Source organism: Nonomuraea sp. NPDC001699 (genome assembly GCF_053596455.1).
Window position 1 is genome coordinate 16,074 of record NZ_JBSFGF010000049.1, and the last position, 13,937, is coordinate 30,010.

Annotated in this window: 2 protein-coding genes; one reads left to right on the forward strand and one right to left on the reverse strand. The window is 71.5% G+C overall.

From position 1 onward, the window contains the following. Position 1: 1 nt before the first annotated feature. Complete coding sequence (locus ACWCSU_RS51555; protein WP_449944745.1) at positions 2-769, forward strand: ABC transporter permease; 768 nt, start codon at positions 2-4, stop codon at positions 767-769. Here ACWCSU_RS51555 and ACWCSU_RS51560 read toward each other — a convergent pair. Beyond that, positions 750-13,928, reverse strand: coding sequence for a type I polyketide synthase (locus ACWCSU_RS51560; RefSeq protein WP_449944748.1), 13,179 nt, complete (start codon positions 13,926-13,928; stop codon positions 750-752). The genes ACWCSU_RS51555 and ACWCSU_RS51560 overlap by 20 nt on opposite strands. Positions 13,929-13,937 lie beyond the last annotated feature (9 nt).

Sequence of the window (13,937 nt, forward strand, 5' to 3'; positions counted from 1 at the left end):
CGTGATCCGCGACACCGCACTGATCGTCATGAGCGAACTGCGTCTCGCGAGCCGGTCCCTGACCGGCCTGGCCCTGGATCTCGTGCAGCCCATCGCCTGGCTGCTGCTCTTCACCCCGCTGATGGCCGGGGCGCTGAAGAACTCGCCGAGCCTGCCGGCCGGAGACGCCTGGATGGTCCTGACCCCGTCCATCACGATCTACCTGGTACTCATGAGCAGCGCGTTCAGCGGCTACCGGCTGCTGAGCGACCTGCGCAGCGGGGTACTGGAACGGATGAGGGTCACCCCGGCCAGCCGTGCGGCTCTGCTGCTGGGCAAAGTCGTGATGTACATGCTCCAGACAGCGGTGCAGAGCCTGCTGGTGTTCGTGGTGGCCTGGTTGCTCTTCGACCTGCGGATCACCGTCATCGGCATCCTGCTCGCCCTGGGGGTCGGGGCGCTGATCACCCTGGTGCTCACCGCCTGCTCGATCACGCTGGCGCTGCTGGCCAAGCGCGAGCCGACCTTCACCGCGGTGATCAGCTCCTGCCTGCTGCCGCTGTCCCTCCTTTCCGGCATCCTGGTGCCGATCACACGGGATCTGGCTCCCGAGTGGCTGTACATCCTGTCCCGGCTCAATCCGCTGACCTGGGTCGCCGACCTGTCACGGGCGGCTTTCACCGTTCACTACGCCTTCGGGCCCGTCATCATCGGCGGTGCCGTCCTCTTGGCGATGACCGGGCTGTCGCTCTGGTGGGGCACCAGGACCTTCAATCGCGAGATCCTGTGAGCCACTCCTCGATGATCCGAGCCGTCTCCTCTGCCTGGTCGGTGAGCATCGAGAAGTGGTTCGCCGCCACGGTCCGCACGTCGTGCGAGGAGTCGAACGGCGTCGAGCGCCAGTAGTCCGCCCCGGGTTCGGCCGGGGCGAAAGGCTCCGTGCACTGCACGAACAGCACCGGGACCGTCACCGTTCCTGTCGTCATACTGTCCGCCATCGCGTGCCAGTGAGCCATCGCGGACAGCTCCGTGCTCGTGAAGTCCCCCAGCGCCGCCTCTGTCAGCAGCAACTGCGCCATGACCTGGCCGGTGAGCGCCTGCGAGTCACCAACCGTACGCGCGTCGAACGAGTCCATCATGACCAGCGCCACCGGCGGGTTCTCCGCATGCTGCAGGACTGCGGCCACGTCATGGGCGAGGTTGCCACCGGCGGAGTGACCAACCAGCACGTAGGGCTCGCCCGCCGCGGCCCGCACAACGCTCTCTGTGAGAACCGCTAGAGCCGTGTCTCCGGAGGCCGGCAGGCTCTCCCCTGGCGCGTAGCCGAGCAGGGGCACCGCCGAGACGGGCCTGACCCCCCGGAACGGCGCGGCCAGTCGCGCATACTGATGGACGCCTGCTCCGACCGTGGAGGAGCTCACGCAGATCAGGCGAGGCCCGGCCGGCCCATCAGCCAGCCTCACCGGCCGAGGCACCTGTGACAGGTCGTCACTCGTGGACCGGACCTGCGCCACCGCGTGGAGGAGGCTGAGCGCCTCTGCCTGCTTGCCGGAGCGGACTGCCTCGCGGAACAACGTGCTGACACCGTCGCTCTCCCTGCGCTGACCACCCGGCCGCCCGAACAGCTCCCGCCATAGCCAGCCTGAGAGGCTCTCCACGTTGTTGTTGTCGAACACCACGACGGTCGAGAACTCCAGCCGGAGCACATTGACGAGGCTGTTGCGCAGTTCCGTCGTGATGAGCGAGTCGAAGCCCAACTCGGCGAAGTCACGCCCGACGTCGACGGCAGATGCGTCGCTGTGGCCCAGGACCACGGCCGCGTGCTGCCGCACGAGCCTCCGCAGGGCTTCGCGCTGCTGCTCCTCATCGAGGTCACGCAGCCGCTCCGGGAACGTCTCCGTCTGCTGCAAGGATCGCGTGTGCGTGTGGCTCCGAACCTCAGGCAGGTCGCCCAGCAGGGCGCTGGGCCGTACGGTCGTGAACGTCGCGGCGAACTGCTCCCAGACGATGTCCGCAACGGCGACGGTCGTGTCCTGGTGCGCGACCGCCCGCCACAGCGCGGTCACCGCCGCCCCTGGCTCCATGGCTCGGATGCCACGTCTGGCCAGATAGTCCCGGACCCCGCCGTCGGCGACCATGCCGTCGCCGGCCCACGCACCCCAGGCCACCGACGTCGCGGCCAGCCCCCGCGCCCGCCGCTGATCGGCCAGCGCGTCGAGGGCGGCGTTGGCCGCGGCGTAGGCTGCCTGGCCGCCGCTGCCCCACATCCCGGCGATGGAGGAGAACAAAACGAAGAAGTCGAGCTCGCGATCGGCCAGCAGCGCGTCGAGATTCAGCGCGCCGACGACCTTGGCCCGCATCACCTCGGCCAGTTCGCCGATGTCCAACCGGTCCAAGGTGCTTGCCGGGCCGATTCCGGCCGCATGGACCACCCCGGTCGGCGGGTGGTCGGCCAGAACGGCGGCGAGGGCGTCCGTGTCGGCCGCGTCGCAGGCCACGATCGACACCTGGGTGCCCAGGCCGGTCAGCTCGTCGCGCAGCTCGGCGGCTCCGTCGGCGTCCATCCCCCGCCTGCTGGTCAGCACGAGCCGATCGACGCCCCGAGCGGCCAGCGACCTGGCCACGTGGGCGCCGAGCGCGCCAGTGCCACCGGTGATCAGGACGGTGCCACCCCGCGCCGCTACGACATCAGTGCCCTGGTACGGGGCATGGACCAGCCTGCGCCCGTACACACCGGTCGATCGGATCGCCATCTGGTCCTCGGAGTCCGGGACGGCGAGGGCACCCGCCAGCAAGCTCAGCTTCTGCTCGTCCAGCGTCTGGGGAAGATCGATCAAGCCGCCCCATCGGTGCGGGTGTTCCAGGGCGGCCACCCGGCCGAGACCCCAGACACCTGCCTGCGCCGGACAGGGCGTTGCCTCGGAGCCGCCGGTCGTGACGGCACCCATCGTGAGGCACCACAACGGCGCGTCGACGTCGGCGTCCCCCAGCGCCTGCACCAGCGTCACCGTGAGCGCCGACGCGTCCGTGACTCCTGTCTCGGCGGCCTCGCCCAACGCCAGGAGTGACGCCACTCCGGCGAGTGCGGGCTGCGAGCCGAGACGCTCGCGCACCTGGTCGGCGAGCGCGGCCCGGTCCACCCCGGATACGTACAGCCGTACAGGCGTCTCGAAGATCTGAGCCACGGCCTCCGTCCAGGGATCACCCTCCAGCTCCTCTGGGACGACGACCAGCCAGGAACCCGGCACGACCGTGGCAGGAAGGCTGGTCAGCTGCTTCCAGGTGACGCGGTATCGCCAGGAGTCGGCGACGGAGGCCTCGCGCCGAGTCTGGCGCCACGACGTCAGCGCCGGGAGGACCGCGCTGAGCGCCTTCTCCTCAATCTTCAGCATGGTGGCCAGGGTTTCGACGTCCTCGCGTTCGATGCCGGCCCAGAATTCCGCGTCCAGCGGGTCGGCCGCACGCCGGGCGAGGAGGCCGCCGGGCTCCGGCCAGAACCGCTGGTGCTGGAAGGCGTATGTGGGCAGGTCCACCATCCGACCGCCTGGCATGACGCTCAGCCAATCCACCTCCACACCGCGGACGAACAGCTCGGCCGCGGACATCAGCACCCGGCCCAGGCCACCGTCGGCGCGGCGGAGCGTGCCGGCGACCACGGCCTGCGTCCCGGCCTCGTCCGCGCATTCCTGCACGCCGATGGTCAGCACCGGATGCGGGCTGACTTCCAGGAAGAACCGGTGCCGTTCCAGTAGCTTTCGTACGGCCGGCGCGAAACTCACCGTGCGGCGCAGGTTGTCGCACCAATACTCCGCATCAAGTTCCGGACCTTCCAGCCACTCCCCGGTCACCGTCGACATCATCGGAACCCGCACCGGCTGCGGCGACACCTCCGCCAAGACCTGAGCCAGCTCGTCGCGGATCTGCTCGACCTGAGCCGAGTGGGAGGCGTAGTCCACCGCGATCCGCCGCGTCCGATCGAACTGGCCCAGGACTTCCTCGACCGCCTCGACCTCACCGGAGACCACGACCGAGGCGGGGCCGTTGACAGCTGCGATCGACACCCGGCCATCCCGCAGGCGTTCCCGCACCTGCTCGACGGGCAGCGGCACCGAGGCCATCGCCCCGAGCCCGGCCAGCCGCTCGGAGATCAGCCGGCTCCTCAGCGCCACCACCCGGGCGCCGTCGGACAACGACAGGCCGCCGGCCACGACCGCTGCGGCGATCTCACCTTGTGAATGCCCGACCACGGCATCAGGACGCAGGCCGAGCGACTTCCAGACCGCCGCGAGCGACACCATCACCGCCCACGACACGGGCTGGACCACATCCACCCGATCCAGCTCGACCTGCTCCAGCAACGACCAGTCCACGAACGGCTCCAACGCCGCCGCACACTCCGCCATCCGAGCCGCGAACACCGGCGACTCCTCCAGAAGCTGCCTGCCCATCCCCACCCACTGCGCCCCCTGGCCGGGGAACACCCACACCGACTTGCCGGAAATATCGGCCACACCGCGCACGACCCCGGCCCCGGGCTCACCGGCGGCGACCGAACCCATCCCCGCCAGCAGATCCCCACCGACCACGACCGCACGATGGTCGAACACCGACCGCGAGGAAACCAGCGAATACCCCACGTCCACCGGCTGCAGGTCATCACGCACATGCGCCGCCAGACGCCTCGCCTGCGCCCGCAGAGCATCTTCGGACTTCGCCGAGACCACCCACGGCACCACGCCGCCTGCCGTACCAGCGGGCTTCTCGGCCTGCGGCCCCTGCTCCAGGATCACATGGGCGTTGGTGCCGCTGAGGCCGAAGGACGACACCCCCGCCCGGCGCGGACGCCCGGTCTCCGGCCATGTGGTGGCCTCGCCCAGGACCTCCACCGCACCCGCCGACCAGTCCACGTGTGACGACGGCGCGTCGACATGGAGCGTCCGAGGCAGGATCCCGCGCTGCATCGCCAGGATCATCTTGATCACTCCGGCCACACCGGCGGCCGCCTGGGTGTGCCCGATGTTCGACTTGACGGAACCCAGCAGCAGGGGACGATCACGGTCCTGACCATAGGTCGTCAGCAGAGCCTGCGCCTCGATCGGGTCGCCCAATGTCGTACCGGTGCCGTGCCCTTCGACCGCGTCCACCTCGGCGGTGGTCAGTCCGGAGGCTGCCAGCGCCTGACGGATCACCCGCTGCTGTGACGGGCCGTTCGGCGCCGTCAGCCCGTTGGACGCGCCGTCTTGGTTGACCGCGGACCCCCGCACGACCGCCAGGACCCGGTGCCCGTTGCGCCGCGCGTCGGCCAGGCGCTCCAGCACGAGCATGCCCACGCCCTCGGACCAGCTCACCCCGTCCGCCGCGTCCGCGTAGGCCTTGCAGCGGCCGTCGGGTGAGAGCCCGCCCTGGGTGCTGAACTCGATGAACGCCCCCGGTGTCGCCATTACGGTGGCGCCGCCCGCCAGCGCCAGGTCGCACTCACCGGAACGCAGCGCCTGCGCCGCGAGATGCAGTGCCACCAGCGACGACGAACACGCCGTGTCCACCGTCACCGCCGGCCCCTCCAGGCCCAGGGCGTAGGAGATGCGGCCGGTCGCGACGCTTCCGGCGGTGCCGGTGCCGATGAAGCCCATCGCCTCGGGCGGGAACTGAGCGCTCATCCCGTAGTCGTGGTAGAAGATTCCGGCGAAGACCCCGGTACGGCTGCCGCGCAGCGACGCCGGGTCCGTTCCTGCCCGCTCAATCGCCTCCCAGGACGCCTCCAGCAGCAACCGCTGCTGCGGGTCCATCGCCAGCGCCTCACGCGGTGAGATCCCGAAGAATCCGGGGTCGAACAGCGTGGCGCTCTCCAGGAAGCCGCCCTCGCGGGTGTAGCTGGTGCCCCGACTCTCCCTGTCCGGGTTGTACAGCGCGCCCAGGTCCCAGCCCCGGTCGGCGGGGAACCCGCCGATCCCGTCGCCGCCTTCCGACAGCAGGTGCCACAGCTCCTCCGGGGAGGTGACCCCGCCGGGGAAGCGGCAGGACATGCCCACGATCACGACGGGATCGTCGCCCACCGGGGTCACGGGCACGGGGGCGGAGACGCCGGCGTGTTCGCCGAACAGCTCGGCCAGCAGGAAGTCGACCAGCACGGCTGGGGTCGGGTAGTCGAACACCAGCGTGGCCGGCAGCCGCAGCCCTGTCACCGTGCTGAGGCGGTTGCGGAACTCCACCGCGATGAGCGAGTCGAAGCCCAGCTCGCGGAACTCCCGCCGCACCCCCAGCAGCTCCGGCGAGGGATAGCCCAGTGCCGCGGCCGCCTCGGTGCGCACCACGTCCATCAGGAACTCGGTGCGCCGGTCCGCGTCGAGCGGAGCGAGCCGCCTCAGCAGGGTCGCGGCCACCAGCGACCCGGACGCCGCCGACCGCCGGACGCCGCGCACCAGGCCACGCAGCAAGGCTGGTACGGCGGCGCGCGCACGCAGCGCGGCAGGCTCCAATCGGACCGGGATCACCACAGGCCGGGGCACTCGGGTCGCGGCCTCGAACAGCGCCAGGCCCTGCTCCACGGACAGCGGTGGCATGCCCGCACGGGCGAGCCGCGCCATCTCGGCCTCGCTCAGCGACCCGGTCAGCCCGACCTCCTGCGTCCACGCGCCCCAGGCCAGCGACAACGCGGGCAGCCCCGCCGAGCGCCGATGCTGGGCCAGTGCGTCCAGGAAGACGTTCGCCGCCGCGTAATTGCCCTGCCCGGCGTTGCCCATCACCCCAGCCAGGGACGAGAACAGCACGAACTCCACCAGATCCGAGGTCAGCTCGTGCAGGTGCCAGGCGGCATCCGCCTTCGGCCGCAGCACCGCGTCCAGCCGCTCCGGCGTCAGCGAGCCGATCGTCCCGTCCGCCACCACGCCCGCCGCGTGGATCACCGCGGTCAACGGGTGCGCGGCATCCACCCGCGCCAGCAGCTCCGCCACGACCTCCCGATCGGCCAGATCGCCCGCCACGACGGTGACGTCGGCTCCCTGCTCGACCAGCGAGTCCCGCAGCTCCACCGCGCCTGGGGCGTCCAGCCCGCGACGGCTGGCCAGCAGCAGATGCCGCACTCCACGCTCGGCCACCACATGCCGGGCGAACTCCGCGCCCAGACCGCCGGTTCCCCCGGTGATCAGCACGGTCCCGCCGGGGTCCCAGGTCCGGCCCTCGGCCGGGGTCACCCGCGCCAAGCGGGGCACCCACACGTCACCATCGCGCAGCGCCATCTGCGGCTCGTCCAGCGCCGGGAGCGTGCACTCCGGCCCGTCGGTGTCCACCAGCACGAACCGGCCGGGGTTCTCCGACTGGGCCGACCGCACCAGTCCCCATACCGCCGCGGCCGCCAGGTCGGTGACCACGTCGTCGTCCCGCGCCTCCACCGCTCCCCTGGTGACGAACACCAGGCGAGAAGCCGCGTATCGCTCGTCCGCCAGCCATGCCTGCAGCAGGCTCAGCGCCCGCTCGACCAGTTCGCGCGTCGACTCCAGCGGGCTCTCCACGTCGGCGGAACCGAGGGTGACCGCGACCACGTCGGGGACCGGGTCGAGGTCGGCGGTCAGTTCGACAGCAGGCAGGCGGGGCTCTGTCTCCCGCAGCGAGGTCCAGTCCAGGCCGAACAGCGTGTCCTTCTCCGTCTCCCGGCCGCCGGGCGTGAAGGGACGCAGGTTCAGCGAGCCGACGGAGAGGACGGGCGCTCCGGACGAGTCGACCGCCGTGAGCTCGACCGAGTCGTCCCCCGTCTTCGCCAGCCGGATGCGCAGCAGGGCGGCGCCGCCCGCATGCAGGCACACCTCACCCCACGAGAACGGCAGCATGCCGCCGGCGTCGTGCAGGCCGACGAACGTGATCGTGTGCAGTGCGGCGTCGAGCAGGGCCGGGTGCAGGCCGTACGAGCCGGCGGTCGATGACTCCTCGGGCAGGGCAACCTCGGCGAAGACGTCGCCGCCCGCGCCACGCCAGGCCGACCGCAGGCCCCGGAACACCGGACCATAGTCCAGCCCGCGGGCGCTCAGCTCGTCGTGGAGGCCGTCGAGCTCGATCGGGGCCGCGCCATGTGGGGGCCAGAGCGAGGTGTCGAACGACGCCGTGGTCCCGCTGCCGGGAGTGAGCGTGCCGGTGGCGTGCCGTACCCAGGTCGTGCCGTCTCCGGAGTGGATGCTCAGGCTGCGGCGCCCGCTCTCCTGGGGCGTGCCCACCGAGACCTGGATCGTCACCGCGGTGTCCTCATCGAGGGCCAGCGGGGCGGCGAGCACCAGTTCCTCGACCAGGTCGCAGCCGACCTGATCACCCGCCCGGATGGCGAGCTCCAGGAAACCGGTGCCCGGGAAGATCACCGTTCCGGCCACCACGTGATCGGCCAGCCAGGGGTGCGACTCCAGCGAGATGCGCCCGGTCAGCACCACCCCATCCGAATCGGCCAGCCCGACCGTGGCGCCGAGCAGCGGATGCCCGGCCGCCGCCAGTCCGGCGGCGGCCACGTTCCCCACCCGCGGGCCTGCCGATTCAGGCCAGAAACGCCGGTGCTGGAACGCGTACGTCGGCAGCTCGACCCGGCGGAACCCGTGCAGCGCCGCGTGCCAGTCCACCGGAACCCCGTGCACGTGCAACCTGGCCAGCGCGGCCATTACCGCGCTCGGCTCGTCCTTGTCCTTGCGCAGGATCGGCACCGTCAGCGGATCCGCGTCCTCCAGGGTCTCCTGGGCCATCGCGGTCAGCACGCCGTCAGGGCCGAGCTCCAGGTAGGCCGTGATCCCCTGGGTGTGCAGCTCCCGCAACCCGTCGGCGAACCGTACGGCCTGGCGGACCTGGTCGACCCAGTAGCCGGGCGAGCACACGTCCCCGGTGGAGACGATCGGGATCTGCGGCCGGCTGTAGGTGAGCGTCTCGGCGACCGCTCGGAAGTCCTCCAGCATCGGGTCCATCAGCGACGAATGGAACGCGTGCGACACCCGCAACCGCTTCGTCCGGAATCCCCGCTCCTTCAGAGCCGCTGCCGCTTCCAGCACGGCCTGCTCGGCGCCCGAGATCACCGTGGAAGACGGGCCATTCACTGCGGCAACCGACACCCCGGTAAAGCCGGATATTTCCGACTCGGCAGCCTGCACCGCCACCATCGCCCCACCGGGCGGGAGCGCCTGCATCAACCGGGCCCGCGCCCCCACCAACGTGCACGCGTCCTTCAGGGACAGCACTCCGGCCACATGAGCTGCCGTGATCTCCCCGATGGAGTGGCCCGCCAGTGCCGCCGGCCGTACGCCCCAGGACTCGACCAGCCGGAACAGAGCGGTCTCCAGCGCGAACAGCGCAGGCTGCGCCCACCCCGTCCGGTCGAGCTCCTCCCGGGTGAAGAGCGCCGGATCGAGCTCGGCGGTCACCTCGTCCAGAGCCCGCGCGAACACGGGGAACCGCTCGTACAACTCCCTGCCCATCCCGGCCCGCTGGCTCCCCTGCCCGGCGAACAACACCGCGAGCTTCGACTCGGCAGCGGCCAGTCCACGCACCACACCCGCGCTCGGCCGGTCTTCGGCCAGCTCTCGTAGCGCGGCGACCGCTTCCGGCAGTTCGGTGGCCATCACGGCCGCGCGGTGCTCGAACGCCGACCTCGTCGTCGCCAGGGAGAACGCCACATCGGCCAGGTCCATGCCGTCGTCCAGGAAGGATGCGAGCCGCCCGGCCTGTGCCCGCAACGCCTCCGCCGACCGGCCCGACACCAGCACCGGTACGGCGCCGCCCGCTGCCGGCGAAGCCGCCTGCTCCGGAGTCTGGACGTGTTCGAGGATCACGTGCGCATTGGTGCCGCTGATCCCGAACGACGAGACACCGCTCCGGCGTGGGCGTCCGGCCTCGGGCCACTCCGTCGGCTCGGTCAGCAGGCGTACCGCTCCCGAGGTCCAGTCGACGTGCGCCGACGGTTCACCGACGTGCAGCGTCCTGGGCAGCGTGCCGTGCCGCATCGCCATGACCATCTTGATTACACCGGCCACACCCGCGGCGGCCTGGGCGTGTCCTATGTTCGACTTGATCGATCCCAGCAGCAACGGCCGATCGCGGTCTTGACCGTAGGTGGCCAGCAGGGCCTGCGCCTCGATCGGGTCGCCGAGGACGGTTCCGGTTCCGTGTCCCTCGACGGCGTCGACATCGGCGGGGGTGAGCCCGGCACCGGCCAGCGCCTGGCGGATCAGGCGCCGCTGCGACGGGCCGTTCGGCGCCGTCAGCCCGTTCGACGCGCCGTCCTGGTTCACCGCGGAACCGCGCACGATCGCGAGCACCTCGTGGCCGTTGCGCCGGGCATCGGACAGGCGCTCCAGCACCAGCATGCCCACGCCCTCGGCCCAGCCCGCTCCGTCGGCCGCGTTCGAGTAGGACTTGCAGCGGCCGTCGGCGGCCAGCCCGCCCTGCCCGAAGTCGATGAACGGGCGCGCGGTCGCCAGCACGGTCACTCCTCCGGCCAGCGCCAGTGAGCAGTCGCCGCCGCGCAGCGCCTGCGCCGCCAGGTGCAGTGCCACCAGCGACGACGAGCACGCCGTGTCCACCGTCACCGCCGGGCCTTCCAACCCCAGGGTGTAGGACAGCCGGCCGCTCGCGACCCCACCGGCGGTGCCGGTGGCCATGAAGCCCATCACCTCGGGCGGGAAGGACATGCTGTCGGCGTAGTCGTGGTACATCACGCCGGCGAACACGCCCGTACGGCTGCCGCGCAGCGAGGCGGGGTCGATCCCGGTCCGCTCGATCGCCTCCCAGGTGGTCTCCAGCAGCAGTCGTTGTTGCGGGTCCATGGCCAGGGCCTCGCGCGGCGAGATCCCGAAGAACTCGGGGTCGAACTCCCCTGCCTCGTGCAGGAAGCCGCCTGCCTGGACGTAGTTGACCGCCCGGCCCTCCGTGCCGGGAAAGAGCGGGGCGCGGCTCCAGCCACGCGTCGTCGGGAAGGCGGAGATCGCGTCCCCGCCCTCGGCGACGAGCCGCCACAGGTCCTCGGGCGAACTGATCCCACCCGGATAGCGGCACGCCATGCCCACGATCACGATCGGGTCGTCGGCCACCGGGGGCACGGCGGTGGGAACGGTCACGTCGGCGCCCTCGCCGAGCAGTTCGGCCAGTAGGAAGTCCACCAGCACGGCCGGGGTCGGGTAGTCGAACACCAGCGTGGCCGGCAGCCGCAGCCCGGTCACGGTGTTGAGGCGGTTGCGCAACTCGACCGCGGTGAGGCTGTCGAAGCCCAGCTCGCGGAACTCCCGCCGCACCTCGACGGTGCCGGGCGAGGCATGCCCCAGCACGATGGCCACCTCGGTGCGTACCAGGTCGAGCAGGGCCTCGGTGCGCCGGTCCTCGTCGAGGGGCGCCAGCCGTTGCAGCAAGGTGGCGGCCACCGCGGAGCCGGACGCCGCCGAGCGCCGCCCGCCGCGCACCAGCCCGCGCAGCAACGGCGGAACCTCGCCCGGTGTCCTGAGCATCGACGGTTGCAGCCGGACCGGTGCCAGGAGCGCGTGCTCCAGCGCGGTGGCGGCCTCGAACAGCGCCAGGCCCTGCTCCACCGACAGCGGCGGCAGGCCCGCGCGGGTGATCCGTCGCATCTCGGCCTCGCTCAGCGAGCCGGTCAGGCCGACCTCCTGGGTCCAGGCACCCCAGGCCAGCGACAGCGCGGGCAGCCCCGTCGCGCGCCGATGCTGGGCCAGCGCGTCCAGGAAGACGTTGGCGGCCGCATAGTTGCCCTGCCCGGCGTTGCCCATCACCCCAGCCAGGGACGAGAACAGCACGAACTCGGTGAGATCGAGCTCCCGGGTCAGCTCATGCAGGTGCCAGGCCGCGTCGACCTTGGGCCGCAGCGCCGCAGCCAGCCGCTCCGGTGTCAGGGACGTGATCGTCCCGTCGGCCAGCACGCCCGCCGTGTGGATCACTGCGGTCAGCGGGTGTGCGGGGTCCACCTGAGCCAGCAGCGCGGCCACCTGATCATGGTCCGCCACGTCACAGGCGACGATGTCGGCCTCCACGCCATGCGCGATCAGCTCGGCCTGCAGTTCCGCAGCACCCGGCGCGTCCAGCCCTCGGCGACTGGCCAGCAGCAGGTGCCGTACGCCGCGCTCGGCGACGACGTGTCGAGCGAACTGCGCCCCCAGACCACCGGTCCCACCCGTGATCAGCACCGTGCCCTCGGGGTCCCAGGGTCGGCCTTCGCCGTCGGCCGGGGCCACGCGCGCCAGGCGCGGAACCCACGCCTGGCCGTCGCGCAACGCCATCTGCGGCTCACCGAGCGCTACAGGTCCCGGTTCCTGCCCGTCCACATCGAGCAGGACGAACCGGCCCGGTTCCTCCGACTGGGCCGACCGCACCAGACCCCACACCGCGGCGGCCGCCAGATCGGTGACCACGTCGCCATCCTGTGCCTCCACCGCGCCCCGCGTGACGAAAGCCAGGCGGGAGCGAGCGCACCGCTCATCCGCCAGCCAGGCCTGCAGCAGGGCGAGAGCCCATACGGTCACCTCGTGAACCGCCGCAACCACGTCACCGTGCCCCGCCGGACCGACCACGACGGTTACCACGTCCGGCACCCGCTCCAGCGCCGCCAGCTGTGACACCACGTCCACGCCGAGGTTCAGGGCCCCATCGGCCTGGGGCAGCTCGACCTGGTCGAACCCGGCACCAATCATCGGTGTCCAGGACATCTGGAACAGCGAGTCCCTACGCGGGTCACCGCCACCTGCGACGTCGAGACGGTCTGCCGAGAACGGGCGGAGCACCAGCGACCGGGCCGACAGCACCGGTTCACCCGCGGCGTCGGCCGCCATCACCGACACCTCGTCGGGGCCTGTCCTGGCCAGCCGTACCCGCAGCAGGGAGGCGCCGCCCGCGTGCAGGCACACGCCGCTCCACGAAAACGGCAGCCGACCGCCCTCGGCCGCGCCGGTAAAGGCGACCGCGTGCAGGGCCGCGTCCAAAAGCGCCGGGTGCACCCCGAAGGAGGCCGCGCTGGACACGGCTTCCTCGGGCAGGGCGACCTCGGCGAACACCTCGCCGTCCTGGCCTTGCCAGGCCGCCTTCAGGCCCTGGAACACCGGTCCATAGAAGAGCCCGGCCGCGTCGAACTGGTCGTACACGTCCTCCAGATCGATCTGAGAGGCTCCCTGCGGTGGCCATGTCCTGGCCTCGAACCGCTCCCCGGCCTCGCCTCCAGAGGCCAGGACGCCGGTGGCGTGCCGTACCCACGGGTCGTCGTCGCCGGCCCTCGCGTAAACGCCCAGGTCGCGTCGGCCGGTCTCCGTGGCTGCGCCGACCGACACCTGCACCGCGACCGAGTCCCGTTCACCCAGCACCAGCGGGGTGATCAGGGTCAGTTCCTCGACGAGGTCACAACCGACCTGGTCGCCGGCGCGGATGGCCAACTCCAGGAACCCGGTGCCCGGAAGAATCACCGTCCCGGTGACCGCGTGATCGGCCAGCCATGGGTGCGAGGAGAGCGAGACGCGGCCGGTCAGCACGACTCCGTCCGAGTCCGCCAGGGCGACGGCGGCACCCAGCAGCGGATGGCCGGCGACGTCCAGGCCCGCCGCGACCACGTTCCCCACGCGGGAACCGGCTCCCGCGGGCCAGTAGCGCTGACGCTGGAAGGCGTAGGTCGGCAGGTCCACCACCCGGCCGCCCGGCAGCGCGCTCAACCAGTCCACCTCGACCCCGCGCACGAACAACTCGGCCGCCGAGGTCAGCAGCCGGTCCAGGCCGCCGTCGTCACGGCGCAGCGTGCCGGCGATCACAGCCTCCACACCGGCTTCGTCCGCGCACTCCTGCACGCCGATGGCCAGCACCGGATGCGGGCTCACCTCCACGAACACCCGGTGACGCTGCTCCAGCAGCTGTCCTATCGCAGGAGCGAAGCCGACCGTCCGGCGCAGATTCTCACACCAATAGGCGGCATCCAGCTCAGAGCCCTCCAGCCACTCACCGGTCACCGTCGACAA